At 63.9% G+C, this 16,921-nt stretch carries 18 protein-coding genes and 1 tRNA gene; 16 read left to right on the top strand and 3 right to left on the bottom strand.

The genetic code is table 11. The annotated features are described in order from the left end of the window. Window positions 1–11 precede the first annotated feature (11 nt). Genes ASF61_RS20465 through axe2C form a run of 3 tightly spaced genes read left to right on the top strand, consistent with a single transcriptional unit; the run spans window position 12 to window position 3,133 of the window. Window positions 12–1,244 carry a glycoside hydrolase family 27 protein gene (locus tag ASF61_RS20465; RefSeq protein WP_229205953.1) on the top strand — a complete coding sequence of 411 codons (1,233 nt, stop codon included), beginning with the start codon at window positions 12–14 and terminating at the stop codon, window positions 1,242–1,244. Window positions 1,245–1,281: 37 nt separating this feature from the next. Further along, a complete protein-coding gene (locus ASF61_RS20460; RefSeq protein WP_056160372.1) occupies window positions 1,282–2,049 on the top strand; it encodes a GDSL-type esterase/lipase family protein in 768 nt (255 codons plus the stop codon). A gap of 1 nt (window position 2,050) precedes the next feature. Next, window positions 2,051–3,133, top strand: a complete 1,083-nt coding sequence (axe2C, locus tag ASF61_RS20455; protein WP_056160371.1) for a bifunctional acetylxylan esterase/glucomannan deacetylase AxeC2 — start codon at window positions 2,051–2,053, stop codon at window positions 3,131–3,133. A gap of 6 nt (window positions 3,134–3,139) precedes the next feature. Here axe2C and ASF61_RS20450 read toward each other — a convergent pair whose 3' ends face one another. Together ASF61_RS20450 and ASF61_RS20445 are read right to left on the bottom strand one after the other, a co-directional pair. Further along, complete coding sequence (locus tag ASF61_RS20450) at window positions 3,140–3,817, bottom strand: LrgB family protein (protein ID WP_056160369.1); 678 nt, start codon at window positions 3,815–3,817, stop codon at window positions 3,140–3,142. Continuing rightward, a complete protein-coding gene (locus tag ASF61_RS20445) occupies window positions 3,814–4,272 on the bottom strand; it encodes a CidA/LrgA family protein (protein WP_056160367.1) in 459 nt (152 codons plus the stop codon). Before ASF61_RS20445 ends, ASF61_RS20450 begins: the two co-directional genes overlap by 4 nt. Before the next feature lie 77 nt (window positions 4,273–4,349). Between ASF61_RS20445 and ASF61_RS20440 the strand changes: the two genes are divergently transcribed. The 3 genes from ASF61_RS20440 to ASF61_RS20430 all read left to right on the top strand — a co-directional run bounded on the left by ASF61_RS20440 (window position 4,350) and on the right by ASF61_RS20430 (window position 6,861). Then, window positions 4,350–5,306, top strand: coding sequence for a LysR substrate-binding domain-containing protein (locus ASF61_RS20440; RefSeq protein WP_082491857.1), 957 nt, complete (start codon window positions 4,350–4,352; stop codon window positions 5,304–5,306). Between the two features lie 144 nt (window positions 5,307–5,450). Further along, a complete protein-coding gene (locus ASF61_RS20435) occupies window positions 5,451–6,224 on the top strand; it encodes a GIN domain-containing protein (protein ID WP_056160365.1) in 774 nt (257 codons plus the stop codon). Between the two features lie 28 nt (window positions 6,225–6,252). Beyond that, the gene (locus tag ASF61_RS20430; RefSeq protein WP_056160363.1) at window positions 6,253–6,861 is read left to right on the top strand and encodes a tetratricopeptide repeat protein; all 609 of its coding nucleotides are present in this window, start codon (window positions 6,253–6,255) and stop codon (window positions 6,859–6,861) included. A gap of 17 nt (window positions 6,862–6,878) precedes the next feature. Here the strand turns inward: ASF61_RS20430 and ASF61_RS20425 are convergent, their stop codons facing one another. Then, complete coding sequence (locus ASF61_RS20425) at window positions 6,879–9,209, bottom strand: TonB-dependent receptor (protein WP_056160361.1); 2,331 nt, start codon at window positions 9,207–9,209, stop codon at window positions 6,879–6,881. Between the two features lie 213 nt (window positions 9,210–9,422). Between ASF61_RS20425 and ASF61_RS20420 the strand changes: the two genes are divergently transcribed. The 10 genes from ASF61_RS20420 (at window position 9,423) to nuoF (ending at window position 16,917) form a co-directional block, all read left to right on the top strand. Then, a complete protein-coding gene (locus ASF61_RS20420; protein WP_056160360.1) occupies window positions 9,423–10,403 on the top strand; it encodes an NAD(P)H-quinone oxidoreductase in 981 nt (326 codons plus the stop codon). A gap of 181 nt (window positions 10,404–10,584) precedes the next feature. Beyond that, window positions 10,585–11,334, top strand: coding sequence for a triose-phosphate isomerase (tpiA, locus tag ASF61_RS20415; protein WP_056160357.1), 750 nt, complete (start codon window positions 10,585–10,587; stop codon window positions 11,332–11,334). A 167-nt stretch (window positions 11,335–11,501) separates the two neighbouring features. Next, a complete protein-coding gene (gene secG / locus ASF61_RS20410) occupies window positions 11,502–11,942 on the top strand; it encodes a preprotein translocase subunit SecG (protein WP_056160355.1) in 441 nt (146 codons plus the stop codon). A 250-nt stretch (window positions 11,943–12,192) separates the two neighbouring features. Next, window positions 12,193–12,277 (top strand) — tRNA-Leu (locus tag ASF61_RS20405). Between the two features lie 164 nt (window positions 12,278–12,441). Continuing rightward, entirely contained in the window at window positions 12,442–12,801 is a 360-nt protein-coding gene (locus ASF61_RS20400) for an NADH-quinone oxidoreductase subunit A (protein WP_056160353.1), read from the top strand. A gap of 3 nt (window positions 12,802–12,804) precedes the next feature. Beyond that, entirely contained in the window at window positions 12,805–13,281 is a 477-nt protein-coding gene (locus tag ASF61_RS20395) for an NADH-quinone oxidoreductase subunit B family protein (protein ID WP_019920332.1), read from the top strand. Beyond that, window positions 13,278–13,871 (top strand): NADH-quinone oxidoreductase subunit C, encoded by a 594-nt coding sequence (locus tag ASF61_RS20390; protein WP_056160352.1) that lies wholly within the window; start codon window positions 13,278–13,280, stop codon window positions 13,869–13,871. Before ASF61_RS20395 ends, ASF61_RS20390 begins: the two co-directional genes overlap by 4 nt. Beyond that, window positions 13,871–15,124 carry an NADH-quinone oxidoreductase subunit D gene (locus ASF61_RS20385; RefSeq protein ID WP_056160350.1) on the top strand — a complete coding sequence of 418 codons (1,254 nt, stop codon included), beginning with the start codon at window positions 13,871–13,873 and terminating at the stop codon, window positions 15,122–15,124. The genes ASF61_RS20390 and ASF61_RS20385 overlap by 1 nt, the downstream gene beginning before the upstream one ends. Window positions 15,125–15,136: 12 nt before the next feature. Further along, a complete protein-coding gene (nuoE, locus tag ASF61_RS20380) occupies window positions 15,137–15,625 on the top strand; it encodes an NADH-quinone oxidoreductase subunit NuoE (protein WP_056160348.1) in 489 nt (162 codons plus the stop codon). Continuing rightward, entirely contained in the window at window positions 15,622–16,917 is a 1,296-nt protein-coding gene (gene nuoF, locus ASF61_RS20375) for an NADH-quinone oxidoreductase subunit NuoF (RefSeq protein WP_056160346.1), read from the top strand. Before nuoE ends, nuoF begins: the two co-directional genes overlap by 4 nt. Window positions 16,918–16,921: the final 4 nt, after the last annotated feature.

The raw sequence follows: 16,921 nt of genomic DNA, 5'->3' as shown, positions 1-16,921 counted from the left end.
AGGCGACTTTCGTGACCCAAGCACTCAAACCACTGTGGCTGGCTGCAACCGCGCTGGCGGGTTCGCTGGCGCTGTGGAGCGGCTCGGCCCACGCCCAGAAGTTCGACGGACTGGCGGCGACGCCGCAAATGGGCTGGAACAGCTGGAATACCTTTGCCTGCGACATCAATGAACAACTGATCCGCGACACCGCCGATGCGATGGTGGCGAACGGACTGAAAGACGCCGGCTACGTGTATGTCAATATCGACGACTGCTGGCATGGCAAGCGTGACGACAAGGGCGTGATCCATCCCGACCCCGTGCGCTTTCCGTCCGGGATGAAGGCGCTGGCCGAGTATGTGCATGACCGTGGCCTGAAGCTGGGCATCTATTCCGACGCCGGCGCCACCACCTGCGGCGGCAAGCCGGGTAGCCGTGGCCACGAATACCAGGACGCCATCACCTACGCCGAATGGGGCATCGATTACATCAAGTACGACTGGTGCGACACCAAGGGACTGAACTCGGCGGCCGCCTACACCACCATGCGCGACGCCATCCGCGCGGCCGGCCGGCCCATGTTGTTGAGCATCTGCGAGTGGGGCGACACCAGGCCGTGGGAGTGGGCGAAAGACGTGGGCCACTCGTGGCGCACCACCGGCGACATCTATCCGTGCTGGGACTGCGAATTCAGCCAGGGCTCGTTCTCGGCCTGGGGCGTCACGCGCATCCTCGACAAGCAGGCCGGCCTGCGCCAGCACGCCGGCCCCGGTCACTGGAACGACATGGACATGCTGGTGGTGGGCAAGGGCCTGAGCGAAGACGAGGACCGCGCGCACTTTTCGGCGTGGGCCATGCTGGCGTCGCCGCTCATCCTCGGCAACGACGTCAGGTCGATGCCGGCCACCACCCGCCGCATCCTCACCAACGCCGGCGCGATCGCCGTCAACCAGGACCGCCTGGGCGTGCCGGCCTGGCGCTTCCTGCAGACCGGCGACCTCGAATACTGGGCCAAGCCGCTGGCCGACGGCGACTGGGCGCTGATGGTGCTCAACCGCGGCGCGCAGGCGGCTCCCGTCAGCTTCGACTGGGGCGCGTACCATATCAACGATGACTTCAGCAAGCGCACGGCCGACTTCAAGCGCCAGCCCTATGCGTGGACCGAGGTGTGGAGCGGCAGGCGCGGCGACACCACGCGCAAGCTGTCGGCCCAGTTGCCGTCGCACGGCGTGCTACTGCTGCGCCTGAAATCGAAGACATGAGCTACACTGGGCGCCCGTTCAATCCGAGGTGAAAAAAATGAAGAATAGCCTTCGCCATCAACTTGTCGCGACACTCGTCACCAGCGCCATATTGTCGTTCGCTGCACATGCCGCCGACACCCCCGCCAAGCCCGCTGCCATCGACGGCCGCGCGTGCAGCATCACCCCTGCGCCGCGCACCGTGGAATACCCGTGGATGTCGATCGCGCGCTGGCAAGCCATGTTCCAGGAAGATCTCGAAGTCGCGGAAAGCCGCAAGGTGGATCTGCTGTTCGTCGGCGACTCGATCACCGAGGGCTGGAACAAGAAAGTGTGGGACAAATCGTTCGGCAAATGGAAAACCGCCAATTTCGGCATCGGCGGCGACCATACCGGCAATGTGCTGTGGCGTCTCGATCACGGCCAGGCCGATAAACTGTCGCCCAAGCTGGTGGTGCTGACCATCGGCGTCAACAACTTCTTCCACTGCCAGGCCAATCCGGAACAGGTGTTCGAGGGCGTGAAGGCAGTGGTGACCAAGCTGCGCACCATCTATCCGAACGCGCGCATCCTGCTCAACGCGGTGCTGCCGTACGCGCAGTCGGCGTCGGACCCCAAGCGCGCCGAGGTGATCGAACTCAATCGCATGATCGCCACGCTCGACGATGGCAAGTCCGTCATCTTCAAGGACTACGGCAAGAAGTTCTTGCAGCCCAATGGCGATATGTCGCCGACCATCATGGCCGACTACCTGCATCCGACTGCCAAGGGTTACCAGGTGTGGTCGGACGCCATGCTGCCCGATATCAAGCGGCTCATGAAATAAGATGGCGACGCTTCCGCGCCTGGTGGCGCTGCTGTTGCTGGCATGCGCGCTGCCTGTGACCGGTGGCGCCGGTGCGGCCGGCGCTGCTGCGACGCCCGGCAGCAGCGTTGCCGCCGCCGATCCGCACGTGGCCCGCACCGGCCGCGGCGAGGTCAGGGCCGACGGCGCCGTCCACTTCGCCTATCCGGGCGTGGGCTTTGCGCTGGCCTTCGACGGCACGCGCGCGAGCATGACGGTGGAGGCGGGCAGCGACAACAGTTACATCGATGTGATCGTCGATGGCAGTGCGCGCAAGGTGCACCTGGCGCGCGGCGCGCAAACGCTGGTGCTGGCCGACGGCCTGGCGCGCGGTGCCCACCGCGTGGAAGTGGTCAACCGTTCCGAGGCCTGGCTGGGCAAGGCCACCGTGCAGCGCTTCGACACCGACGGCGCCTGGCTGCCAGCGCCGGCGCTGCCGCAGCGCAAGCTGCTGATCCTGGGCGACTCGGTCACCTGCGGCGAGGCGATCGACCGCGTGCCGGGCACCAAGAAGGATGCCTCGTGGTGGGATGCGCGCGCCTCGTACGGCATGCTGCTCGCGCATGCGCTGCAGGCGCAGGTGCAGCTGGTGTGCGCCGGGGGCAGAGGACTGGTGCGCAGCTGGGACAATCGCACCGACCAGCTCAATCTGCCCGACTATTACCAGCTGACGGTGGCCGACCGGCAGCAGCCGGTCAGGTGGGACCAGCGCTTGTACCATCCGGACCTGATCCTCAGCGCCATCGGCACCAACGATTTCAACGTCGGCATTCCAGAACGCGCGCACTATGTCGACACCTATGTGCGGCTGGTGCGCACGCTGCTGGACGACCATCCGCACGCGAAAATCGTGCTCACCGAAGGCGCGATGCTGAAGGACGAACGCAAGGCGGCGCTGGTGGCGTACATTGCCGAGACGGTGCGCCGCGTGGCCGATCCGCGCGTGCAGGCAGTGCCGTCGCAAACCTATCCGGGCGACGCCCAGGATGCCCATCCCACGCGCGCGCAGCACGCCGCCATGGCGCGCGACCTGGCGCCGCAGATGCGCACCATCGCCGGCTGGTGAAGCCGCTCAGCCGAGGATGCGTCCCAGCAGGGGCGCCAGCAGCACCATCAGCACGCCGCTGAAGATCATCGTCAGGCTGGCGACCGCGCCTTCCTGCGGTCCTATCCGGCGCGCCACGCTCAGGCCGAAGCCGTGGGCGGCGGCGCCGAACGGCGCGCTGCGCGCGACCCGCCTGCGCAGCGGCAGCAGTCCGAGCAGCACCTGGCCCAGCAGGATGCCGAACAGGCCGGTGATCATCACGAACACGCCGGTCAGCTGCGCTTCGCCGCCGAGGTGGCGTGTCACCTCGAGCGCGAACGGCGTGGAGACCGAGCGCGCCAGCAGGCTGTGGGCGGCGCCGCCTTCGATGCCGAGCAGGCGGCACAGCAGCAGCGTGCTGCCCACCGAGACCACGATGCTGGCGCCACTGCCCAGGCTCAGCGCCAGCCAGTGCCGCCTGATCAGCGCGCGCTGCTGGTAGATCGGCAGCGCAAACGCCACCGTGGCAGGGCCGAGCAGCCAGGGCAGCCAGCGCGTCTCGCCGAAGTACTGTGCAAACGGCGTCGCCGTCCATTCGACCACGGCGATCAGGATCGCCGAGGTGGTGATCGCTGGCGTGAGCCAGAAATACGGGTAGCGGCGGTGCAGCGCCTGGTTGGCGTAGAACAGCGCGATGGTGAGCAGTAGGAACAGGAAGGACCTCATGCCGGCAGCTCCCGCGCTGCCCGGTCGTTCTGCCGGCCATGGCGAGCCTGGCGTGCTGCCCGCAGCTTGCGCAGCCGCAGCCGCCGTTCGAATCCGCAGACCCATTCCACCGTGTACGCGGTGGCCAGCAGCACGCACAGGAAGCCGATGCCGATGGCGGCAAACAGCCGCAGTCCCTGGCGTTCGATCAGGGCGGTGAACTGCACCACCGACACGATGAGCGGTATGAAAAACAGCAGCATGTTCGACAGCAGCCACTCGGCGCCTTGGTGGACCACCGACGGGCGCACCACGCCCGTGAGCAGCAGCGTCACCATCACCAGCAGGCCGACCACGCCGCCCGAAAAGGGCAGGTGCAACCAGGCCGCGAGGCGGTCGCAGGCATACCAGATGACAATCAGCAGGGTTATCTGCAGGAGGGTATGGCCGAGGCGGGCAAAGGTGGCTGTGTTCATGAAATCATTTTATCCACGAAGAATGAAAAGATAAAATGAATTAAAATTATCGAAATCATTCGTTCCTGGAATAGATCATGGATCTGCGCTCCCTCCGTTATTTCGTCGCCGTGGTCGATCAGCAGGGCTTCAGCCGTGCCGCCGAGTTTCTGCACGTGACCCAGCCCACCGTGAGCAAGATGATTGCCCAGCTCGAACAGTCGCTGGACCTGGTGCTGCTCGAACGCACCGGCAAGCGCTTCACCTTGACCGACGCCGGCCAGGTGGTGCTCACGCGCGGTCGCGCCATGCTGGCCATGCACGAAGAGCTGCAGGTGGAACTGGCCGACCTGCAGCAACTGCGGCGCGGCGAACTGCGGCTGGGCGTCACCCAGCAGGCGCACCAGGCGCTGGCGCCGCTGCTGGCGGCGTACAACCGCCAGTATCCGGACGTGGAACTGAAGCTGTTCGAGGACGGCACGCAAGCCATCGAAACCAATCTGCGCAACGGTACGCTGGAAATGGGCTCGCTGCTCGACTACGCGGGCAATGCCCACATCTGGACCGAGTTCGACTCGCTGCCGCTGGCCACGTCGCCACTGTGCGTGCTGGCGCCGCTGGACGCGGCGTGGCACGGCCGGCCGGCCGTGGCCCTGCGCGAGCTGGCCGACAGCTCCTTCATCTTCTACGGCGCCTCGTTCGCCCTGAACGAGATCGTCGCCGACGCCTGCGCCAGCGCCGGCTTCAAGCCCCGGATCAGCGGCCGCAGCGGCCAGTGGGATTTCGTCGCCTCGCTGGTGCGGCTCGGTGTCGGCATCGCCGTCCTCCCCAAGCTGTTTTGCGACACCCTGCCGGCCGGCCAGTTCACGATCACCACGCTGACCGACCCCCAGATCGACTGGAAACTGCGCCTGGCCTGGCGCAGCAACAGCCACCTGTCCTTCGCCGCCCGCGCCTGGCTTACCCTGGCGACCTCGCTTCAGGGGCACATGGCGACGCATCGCGCAGAACCTGGGTCTCCGCCTTCGCAGGGACGACGCAGAGGAAGACCTTGACTTGACGGCATCGCGATCTACCCCCGACGTGGAAACTGCCACCGAATTGGACGTTCATGCCGCGATTTGTGCAGTTCGTCGCAATGTGGCCGGTGAGTGCGGTGCGGACGTTATGATTGTGGAATCATCAGCCAGGGACAGATCATGAAGAGGATTTTCCAGTTCGGTTTGCTGTTTGCCGCGACCTGCGCGCTGTTCGGGCGGGCCGTTGCGGCAGACGAGGGCGGCGAGACCCGCACCGTCGACATCGATGCGCGCGTGGTGCGGATCAGGGTCGATGGCATGGTCGATGTCCGGCTGCGCCAGGGACCGGTGCCGTCGCTGACGATCCGCGGCGACAAGCGCTATATGGACCGGCTGACCTCGTCCCAGAGCGGCGACACGCTGCACTTCGACACCGACGGCGGACGCGGCATCAAGCTCGATACGGGCCACGGCGCGCGCGCCGAGATGGTGCTGCCCGACCTGCGCCAGGTCGTGGTGGAAGGGCTGGGTTCGACCGACATCAGCGGCTTTGCCGGCCAGGACCTGGAACTGGTGCTCGACGGGGCCGGCAGCATCAAGGCCAACGTCGATTACAAGTCCGTGCGCGCCAAGCTCGGTGGCGTGGGCAAGATGACGCTGTGGATCAGCGAAAACGAGCGCACCGTGCTCGACCTGGGCGGCGCCGGAAACATCGTGCTCGGCGGACGCGGCAAGCTGCTCAAGGTCGACCTGGGCGGACTTGGCAGCCTGAACGCCCAGCAGTTCAGCGCCGAGAACGTCGAGGTCGATTTGAGTGGACTCGGCAACGCCACCGTCAATGCCAGCGCCAACGCCAAGCTCGGTCTGAGCGGCCTCGGTTCGGTCACCGTGTACGGCAAGCCGCGCAACCGCGACGTCTCGGTCGATGGCCTGGGCAAGGTCAACTGGAAGTAAGTCCGCAACGCGCTCACGCTCAAACAAGATGAAAAAAATCCTACTCGCGATGTGTCTCGCCCTTGGCCTGCAACAGGCCGCGCTGGCCGGCTTCACCGAAGGCGCCACCGCCTACAACAACAAGCATTACGGCACGGCCCTGAAGGAGATCGCGCCGCTGGCCCGCGCCGGCAACGCCGACGCCCAGCACCTGCTGGGCTTGATGTACTACATGGGACGCGGGGTGCCGCAGGATTATCAGCAGGCGTTCGAATGGCACCACAAGGCCGCGCTGCAGGGCAAGGCCGACGCCCAGTACGTGGTCGGCGCCATGTACTACACCGGTAACGCGGTGATCCAGGACCACCGGCAGGCCGTGAGCTGGTTCCGCAAGGCGGCCCAGCAGGGCCATGGCGAAGCGCTGCACACGATGGGGCTGATGTACCGCTACCACATCGGCGGCGTGCCGCAGGATAACGTCATCGCCTACATGTTGTGGAACCTGGCCGCCGCACGCGGCGCGCCGAACGCGGCCGAACAGCGCGCGGCGGTCGTCAAGCAGATGACGCCGGAGCAGATCGAGGAAGGTCAGGCCTTGTCGGCGCGCTGGAAGCCCAACACGCCGTTGCCCGGCAGGTCCGTGACCGGGGCCGAGTAAGCGCCGCGCCGGCAGCGCTACAGCGTCATCGTCAGGCCCACCTGGAATGCGCGACCGGGCAAGGGCGCGATGTACTTCAACGGCGAGTTATGCGGCCGCGCCTCGTCGTCGAGCAGGTTCGAGCCGCTGACGAATACTTCCAGTCCGGTCAGGCGCGGCGTCGGCGACGCGATGGCGCGGCTGAGCTGGAAGCTGACCAGCCGGTAGGCGTCCAGCGGCACTTCCTCGCTCACGCTGCGCCCCAGGTATTTTTGCCTGGCGTAATAGGTACCGGACAGCCATCCCTTCCAGCCGCGGTTCTCCCACAGCACCTTGGCGCCGTAGCGGTTGGTGGGCATATTGGGCAGATACGCGCCATCGTTGCGGGCGCGCAGCGTATCCGGGTGGTCGGCCTTGTTTTTGACCAGGTCGGCAAGTGCAGTCACGGTCACGCTGCCGTAGGCGCCAAGGCCGAACCGCTGCGCGGCATCGACTTCGAAGCCCTCGACCGTGGTGTCGGTCTGCTTCCAGTACTTCAGGGGCAGGCGGTTGCCGGTCTGCAGGCCGGAATAGCCGAGGTAGAGGTAGTTACCGTATTTCATCACATAGCCGGTACCCGACAGCTTGAAGCCGGCAAGGCCGAACAGTACCGTGAGTTCGGTATTGCGCGACCGCTCGGCTTTCAGGTTCTGGTTGCCTTCCTCCTGCGTCATGATCGCGTAGTGGCGGTTGCTCGCGTACAGTTCGTTGATCTCGGGCGCCCGCGCAGACGCGGCGTAGCGCATCGTTGCGCCCCACAGCCGGCCCAGCGCGAAAGCGGCGCCGGCGCTGTAGCTGTTCAGGCTGAAGTCGCGGTCGGCCAGCGCCGTGTTGCTGGCATTGCGCGACGGCTTGAAGCTGCTGGCGCCGACCGCGTGCGCGACGGTTTCGTGACGCGCGCCGGCATCGAAGCTGGCCCAGTCGAGGTCGAGATGTTGCGTGAGGAAGACGGCGCTGGTGGTCGTGGTGACATCGGGCAGATAGCGCTGCGGCCCGTCGCCGGTGACGCCGCGCGTGCGGCGTGCAAAGCCCAGCTGGCCGGTGAGGGCGCCCGCGCGCTGCTGGGTCAGCAGCAGTTCGGCCTGAGTGGTGCCGAAGGCATAGGCGTTGGCCCGGGTCGCACCGATATTTTCTGCCGAGGTATTGTCAAGCCGCGCGACGCGCAGCTCGGCACTTTCCACGTACGGCATAGGCGTGCGCAGCTTGCCCTCGAGCGCGTACTTGTCCTGGCGGATATTGACGCCGACCGGCAATCCGGCGTCATAGTTGGCGCCAAACGGCTGGTTTTCCATCGAAAAGCCCGGCACGCCGTATTTGCTGTCCTTGCTGTCGAGGCTCACGCCCAGGTAGCCGCGGTCGAAGAAATAGGTGCTGCCGACGCCGACATGGGTATTGTTGGCGTAGCTGTTGCCGAGCGCGCCGTGATAGTCGGGCGTGACATCGCGGTTGATGCGGTTCTCGACGGTGCGCGGCGTGCCGGGCACATAGGCCGGGTTGGCCGGATTGACGTAGGTCTTGCCCTGCCATACCGAGGTCGGGTTGTTGGTGTAGAAGGAAAAATCGCCATCGGCCCAGTCGGGGTTGTTCTTGATGAACTGCTCGATGTACGGTTGCGACGACTTGTTGTACACCTGCTGGACGCGCGCTTCCTTCTGGCAGCTGTCGGCCAGGAAGGTGTTGACCCCGCCGCCGGCAGGGAACAGCCCGGTATTGCAAACACTGGCCTTGCTGTTGCCGGGAATGTCGTAATGGCCGATGCGCTGGAACGACAGCTCGATATTGGTCGACACCTTGCGCCCGTCGTTGACGTTCAGGCGCAAGCCCTGGGCGTCGAAGTCGTTGTGGCCCTTGCGCAGCACCAGTTCGAGTTGGTGGTCGCGTTCTTCGAGTTGGCGCGACACCAGGCCGGAATCGACCTCGACGCTGCCGCCGATGGCATGACCGCCATAGCGCACGCTGTTCGACGATTTGCTGACCGTGGCGCTGCGTGCAAACAGCGGATCGAACGGAATGTTGATATCGCCGCTGATGGCGTTCATGCCCATGATCGACTGGCCGTCTTCGAGCAGCTGGACCCGGCTGCCGCCCAGGCTGCGGATCACCGGCGCCCCGGCGTTCGGCCCGAAGGCGCTGCTCTGCACGCCGGAGACCTGGGCCAGCATGTCGCCCAGCGTGCGGTTCTGGGCACGGTCGTTGTGGATGGTGACGAGGTTGTCGCTGGCGGCCGGCTTGTAGGCGCGCACTTCGACGGTCGGGAAGGAAACGTCGTCCGCGGCATGCGCGGCGGTGACGGTAGAGAGAAGGGCAGCTGCGAGGACGTGAGGGCGCATGGTTCCTGGAACGGTGATGAGCGGGATGGTGTGGTGATGCCTTATTGCAATCGGGTTGCAATCATAGCGATTGCCTGCTATTGTTGCAAGTCAATTGCATTAGTGGCTGATTTGTCGGGTTCAGCTGCGTGCGGTCTTGCAGCGGTGCGCCGGCCTGCGCCGCCGCGTGGCCTCGCGTACAATCTTTCCCTTTAATTCACCAAAGGTTCCACCATGCGCGCGATTGAAATTACCCAGCCCGGTACACCGGAAGTGCTCAAGCTGTGCGAGCGCCCCATGCCCGTCGCCAAGACCGGCGAAGTCGTGATCAAGGTGCACGTGGCCGGCGTCAACCGTCCCGATGTGTTCCAGCGCAAGGGCGCGTACGCGCCGCCGCCGGGCGCGTCCGACCTGCCGGGGCTGGAAGTGGCCGGCGAGATCGTCGATGGCGACCTCGACTACTCCACCTTCGATATCGGCGACCATGTCTGCGCACTGGTGCAGGGCGGCGGCTATGCCGAGTACTGCGTGGCGCCGATCGAGCAGGTACTGCCGGTGCCCAAGGGCTGGAGCATGCTGGAAGCAGCCTCGATCCCGGAAAACTACTTCACCGTGTGGAGCAATGTCTTCGACCGTGCCGGCCTGCATGGCGACGAAACCCTGCTGGTGCAGGGCGGCTCGTCCGGTATCGGCGTGACGGCGATCCAGCTGGCCAGCGCCATGGGCCACCGCGTATTTGCCACCGCCGGCAGCGCCGACAAGATCGCCGCCTGCGAAAAGCTGGGCGCCGAGCGCGGCATCAACTACAAGACCGAGGATTTCGTCGAAGTCGTCAAATCGCTGACGGGCGACCGCGGCGTCGACGTGATCCTCGACATGGTGGGCGGCGACTACGTGCCGCGTGAAATGGCGTGCCTGGCCGACGACGGCCGCATCGCGCTGATCGCCACGCTGGGCGGCACCAAGGCCACCGTGGACCTGGGGCAGCTGCTGTTCCGGCGCCTGTCGATCACCGGCACCACGCTGCGGCCGCGCTCGAAGGAATTCAAGGGCGCGATCGCGCAGCAGCTGCTCAAGCGGGTCTGGCCGCTGATGGCCGAGCGCAAGCTCAAGCCGGTCATTCACCAGGTGTTTCCGCTGGAGCAGGCAGCGCAGGCGCATGCCTTGATGGAGGAGAGCTCGCACATCGGCAAGATCATGTTGCAAGTGCTTTAATGCAATTGGATCCCCGCCTGCGCGGGGATGACGGGTCAAGGCCGAGGGCGGCGCGGTGGCGACGGGCCCCTCGGCGTCGGCCATTCCTCCTTGCAACCAAAACAACAAATTCACCGATGCAAGTTTGACCCGCCTTTGGCGGGCGCGGTAAAATCACAGGTTATTGAAAATTTAGGCTACTATGCGACGCAAACTCGTTATCGGCAATTGGAAGATGAACGGCAGCCGCGCCGCCAACGCGGAACTGTTGTCCGGCATCGTCTCCGGCCTCAAGGATGTCAACGACCGCGCCGATTGCGCGGTCTGCGTCCCTGCTCCCTATCTCGCCCAGTGCCAGCAAGAATTGAACGCCACGCCGGTCGCGTGGGGCGGCCAGGATCTGTCGATCCATGCCAGCGGCGCCTACACCGGCGAAGTGGCAGCCTCGATGCTGGTCGATTTCGGCGCCAGCTATGTTTTGGTCGGTCACTCCGAGCGTCGCGCCTACCACGGCGAGACCAGCGAACTGGTCGCGCAAAAAGCCGTGGTGGCGCTCGCTGCCGGCCTGATCCCCGTGATCTGCGTGGGCGAGACGCTGGCAGACCGCGAAGCGGGCAACACCGAAGCTGTCATCTGCGCCCAGCTGCAGGCGGCCCTGGAAGCGATTCCGGCCGACCGGCTGGCGCAGGTGGTGCTGGCTTATGAGCCGGTCTGGGCGATCGGTACCGGCAAGACCGCCACGCCGCAGATGGCGCAGCAAGCGCATCATTTCCTGCGCGGTTGCGTGGCGCAGAAAAGCGCGGACGTGGCCGACAAGATGCGCATCCTCTACGGCGGCAGCATGAAGCCGGACAATGCCGGCGAATTGCTGGCCCAGGCCGATATCGATGGCGGTCTGATCGGTGGCGCGGCGTTGAAGGCTGCAGATTTTCTGGCCATCATCCATGCCTGACACGGCAGCCGCCCTTCAGGCCGATTAAGGGTTTTCCCTTAATCGGTCTGAAGGGGTGTCAATGGGGCAGGTGTGTTGTAAAAGTGTAATGCAATCAGCCGGACACCGGATCGCGTCGGGCTGGAATACAAAACGATACAAAACTATTTAATTTTGAATGGAATATCATGAGCGGCATGTACAACCTGGTAGTCATCATCCAAGTCATTTCGGCAATCGCCATTATCGGCCTGGTCCTGCTGCAGCACGGTAAGGGCGCCGACATGGGCGCGGCCTTCGGCTCCGGCGCCTCGGGCAGCCTGTTCGGCGCCACCGGCTCCTCGAACTTCATGTCCAAGTCCACCGGCGTGGCAGCGGCGATCTTCTTCAGCGCCACCCTGGCCCTGGCCTACATCACCACCCAGCACAACAATGGCACCGTCAGCGGCGGCGTGATGGATAAGGCGCTGCCGACGGCGCCGGCGACGGCGCCAGCCACCGGTTCGGCCGGTATCCCCAATGGACCAGCAGCGGGCCCAGCGGCGGCCCCGGCAGCGCCTGCAGGTCAGCCTGCTGCACCGGCTGCACAAACTCCTGCACAAGCGCCTGCAAATTCGATCCCGAAGTAATATAATAGCGGGCTGGTAATCGCGCCGTAGCAACTGCGCAGTAACATCCGTGGTGATAGGGTGGCCAGGCGCAGCGTTATGCAGTACGTTGCCCAATGTTTTAGCAGTAGCGCGTAGTAAAACGATGCACAGGCGGGGAAAAATCAAGTCCGTGCATCGCGTTGTAAAGATTTATCGTTTTTCTTCTTGTTTTTTCGCAATACGGCATTAACAAGCCGGTAAAAAAGCAGTAGAATAGCGGCCTTAGAATGCCGACGTGGTGAAATTGGTAGACACGCTATCTTGAGGGGGTAGTGGCGCAAGCTGTACGAGTTCGAGTCTCGTCGTCGGCACCAAAAATTTAGAGGCCAGCAAGGGAGTAGTGCCTGAGCTGGCTTTTTTACGAGGATGTGTCGTTCGATCCTGGTCTAAGTTGTACGATTGGGGCGAGCGTCTACAGCACCGCAGAACAACGCAGTGCAGTCCTTCAAACCGAACGTTCAACAAAAGCGCATCGATCGTGAACCTCGAAAATTATCTCCCCGTTCTTCTGTTTATCCTCGTCGGTCTCGGCGTAGGCATCCTTCCCCAGGTACTGGGCCATGTGCTCGGACCAAACAAGCCTGACTTCGCCAAACTGTCCCCGTATGAATGCGGCTTCGAAGCTTTCGAAGATGCGCGCATGAAATTCGACGTGCGTTACTACCTCGTCGCTATCCTCTTTATTTTGTTCGATCTGGAAACGGCATTCTTCTTCCCCTGGGGCGTCTCCGTGCGCGAACTGGGCTGGAACGGCTTCCTGGTGATGCTGAGCTTCATCGCGGAATTCGTGGTCGGTTTTTGGTATATCTGGAAGAAAGGTGCCCTTGATTGGGAATAAGCCATGGCTATTGAAGGCGTATTAAACGAAGGTTTCATCACTACCTCGGCTGACAAGCTGATCAACTGGGCGCGTACCGGGTCGATGTTCCCGATGACGTTCGGTCTGGCCTGCTGTGCGGTTGAAATGATGCACGTGGGCGCGGCCCGTTACGACATGGACCGCTTCGGTGTGGTGTTCCGTCCCTCGCCGCGCCAGTCCGACGTGATGATCGTGGCCGGCACGCTGTGCAACAAGATGGCGCCGGCACTGCGCAAGGTGTACGACCAGATGCCGGAACCGCGCTGGGTGATCTCGATGGGGACCTGCGCCAACGGCGGCGGCTACTACCACTACTCGTATTCGGTCGTGCGCGGCTGCGACCGCATCGTGCCGGTCGATGTCTACGTGCCGGGCTGCCCGCCCACCGCTGAAGCCCTGCTGTACGGCATCATGCAACTGCAGAACAAGATCAAGCGTACCAACACCATCGCACGATGACTATCAAACTAGAACAACTTCAAACCGCCCTCGGCACTGCCCTGGGCGAACGCGTTAGTACGGTCGTGGCGCTGGGCGAGATCACGCTCACCGTCAAGGCGGCCGACTACTACGGCGTGATGCAGACCCTGCGTGACGACCCGAGCCTGGGCTTCGAGCAGGCGATCGACCTGTGCGGCGTCGACTACTCGACCTACGGCGACGGCGCCTGGGACGGCCAGCGTTTCGCGGTCGTGATCCACCTGCTGTCGGTCAAGCACAACTGGCGCGTGCGCGTGCGCTGCTTCGCCGGCGATGATGACATGCCGGTGTTCCCGTCGCTCACGCCGCTGTGGCGCTGCCTGAACTGGTTCGAGCGCGAAGCGTTCGACATGTTCGGCATCCTGTTCGAAAACCACAACGACCTGCGCCGCATCCTGACCGATTACGGCTTCATCGGCCACCCGTTCCGCAAGGACTTCCCGGTGTCGGGCTACGTCGAAATGCGCTACGACCCCGAGCAGAAGCGCGTGATCTACCAGCCGGTCACCATCGAGCCGCGTGAAAACGTGCCGCGCGTGATCCGCGAAGAAAACTACGGGATTAAATAATGGCTGAGATTAAGAATTACACCCTGAACTTCGGTCCGCAGCACCCGGCCGCGCACGGCGTGCTGCGCCTGGTGCTCGAGCTCGACGGTGAGGTGATTCAGCGCGCCGACCCGCACATCGGCCTGCTGCACCGCGGTACCGAGAAGCTGGCCGAGCAGAAGACCTATCTGCAGTCGGTGCCGTACATGGACCGCCTCGACTACGTCTCGATGATGTGCAACGAGCACGCCTACGTGATGGCCATCGAGAAGCTGCTGGGCCTGGAAGTGCCGCTGCGCGCGCAATACATCCGCGTGATGTTCGACGAAATCACCCGCATCCTGAACCACCTGATGTGGCTCGGTGCGCACGCGCTCGACGTCGGCGCCATGGGCCCGTTCCTGTACTGCTTCCGCGACCGCGAAGACCTGTTCGACGTGTACGAAGCCGTCTCTGGCGCGCGCATGCACGCGGCCTACTACCGCCCGGGCGGCGTGTACCGCGACCTGCCGGACGCCATGCCGCAGCACAAGCCGTCGATCATCCGTTCGGCCAAGGCGATTGCCGACCTCAACGAACACCGCCAGGGTTCGGTGCTGGACTTCATCGAAGCATTTACCGCCCGTTTCCCCGGCTACGTGGACGAGTACGAAACCCTGCTGACCGACAACCGCATCTGGAAACAGCGCACGGTCGGCATCGGCGTGGTATCGCCTGAAGACGCGCTGGCGATGGGCTTTACCGGCGCCATGCTGCGCGGTTCGGGCATCCAGTGGGACCTGCGCAAGCACCAGCCGTACGAGGTGTACGACCTGATGGACTTCGACGTGCCGATCGGCACCAACGGCGACTGCTACGACCGCTACCTGGTGCGCGTGGAAGAACTGCGCCAGTCGAACAAGATCATCAAGCAGTGCGTGGAGTGGCTGCGTAACAATCCGGGTCCTGTCATTTCCAGCAACCACAAGGTTGCGCCGCCGAGCCGCGTGGACATGAAGACCAACATGGAATCGCTGATCCACCACTTCAAGCTGTTTACCGAAGGTTTCCACGTGCCGCCGGGCGAGGCCTACGCCGCCGTGGAACACCCGAAAGGCGAGTTCGGCGTGTACCTGCTGTCGGACGGCGCCAACAAGCCCTACCGCATGAAGCTGCGCACGCCCGATTACGTGCACCTGCAGGCGCTGGACGAAATGTCGCGCGGCCACATGATTGCCGACGCCGTGACCATCATCGGTACGCAGGACATCGTGTTCGGCAGTATTGACCGCTAAGAGGCAAAAAGTATGTTGTTATCAGAGCAGTGCTATCAAAAAATCGACCGCGAACTGGCCAAGTATCCGGACGACCAGCGCCAGTCCGCCGTCATGGCCGCGCTGGCCCACGCCCAGGTGGAACTGGGCTGGATTTCGCCGGAAACCATGCAGGAGCTGGCCGACTACATCCGCATGCCGGCCATTGCCGTGCAGGAAGTGGCCACCTTCTACAATATGTACAACCTGAAGCCCGTGGGCCGGCACAAGATCACCGTGTGCACCAACCTGCCGTGCGCGCTGTCGGGCGGCGAACGCGCTGCCCAGCACCTCAAGCAGAAGCTCGGCATCGACTACCGCGGCACCACCGACGACGGCGAATTCACGCTGATGGAAGGCGAGTGCATGGGCGCCTGCGGCGACGCACCGGTGCTGCTGGTGAACAATCACCGCATGTGCAGCTTCATGTCCAACGATAAGATCGACACCCTGGTCGGAGAACTGAGCGGGAGTACCAAATGACGTCACTCCACAACCGCCACATCGACCCTGTGATTCTCGCCGGCCTGAACGGCGACAACTGGCACCTCGAAGACTACGTCCAGCGCGGCGGCTACAGCGCCCTGCGTCGCATCATCGAAGAAAAGATCACCCCGGAACAGATCATCGCCGACCTCAAAGCGTCGTCGCTGCGCGGCCGCGGCGGTGCGGGTTTCCCGACCGGCCTGAAGTGGAGCTTCATGCCGCGCCAGTTCCCGGGCCAGAAATACCTGGTCTGCAATACCGACGAAGGCGAGCCGGGCACGTTCAAGGACCGCGACATCATCCGTTACAACCCGCATGCGCTGATCGAAGGCATGGCCATCGGTGCGTACGCGATGGGTATCACGGTCGGCTACAACTACATCCACGGCGAGATCTTCCAGGAATACCTGCGCTTCGAGGAAGCGCTGGAAGAGGCGCGCGCGGCCGGCTTCCTGGGCAACAACATCCTCGGTAGCGAGTTCAGCTTCCAGCTGCACGCGCACCATGGCTACGGCGCCTATATCTGCGGCGAAGAAACCGCGCTGCTGGAGTCGCTCGAAGGCAAGAAGGGCCAGCCGCGCTTCAAGCCGCCGTTCCCGGCGTCGTTCGGCCTGTACGGCAAGCCGACCACGATCAACAACACCGAGACCTTCGCGGCGGTGCCGTTCATCCTGAACATGGGCCCGGAAAAATACCTGGCCATCGGTCGTCCGAACAACGGCGGCTCGAAGATCTTCTCGATCTCGGGCGACGTCGAGCGTCCGGGCAACTACGAAGTGCCGCTCGGCACCCCGTTTGCCAAGCTGCTGGAACTGGCAGGCGGCATGCGCGGCGGCAAAAAGATCAAGGCCGTCATTCCCGGCGGTTCGTCGGCGCCCGTGGTGCGCGGCGAGATCATGATGCAAACCGATCTCGACTATGACTCGATCGCCAAGGCCGGCTCCATGCTCGGTTCGGGCGCCGTCATCGTCATGGACGAAACCCGCTGCATGGTCAAGGCCATGGAGCGCCTGGCCTACTTCTACTTCGAAGAGTCGTGCGGCCAGTGCACGCCGTGCCGCGAAGGCACGGGCTGGATGTATCGCATGATCCATCGCATCGAAAACGGCCAGGGCCGTGCTTCCGATCTGGACGTGCTGAACTCCATTTGCGACAACATCCAGGGCCGCACGATTTGCGCGCTGGGCGACGCGGCGGCCATGCCGATGCGTGCGTTCATCAAGCAGTTCCGCGAAGAATTTGAATATCACATCGAGCACAAGAATTGCTGTGTGCCCGCTTACATCTAGAGCT

The organism is Duganella sp. Leaf126 (assembly GCF_001423125.1).
Lineage (GTDB): Bacteria > Pseudomonadota > Gammaproteobacteria > Burkholderiales > Burkholderiaceae_D > Rugamonas.
Note: the sequence above shows the minus strand (reverse complement) of the source record. Positions and strands in the feature narration are given on the sequence as shown.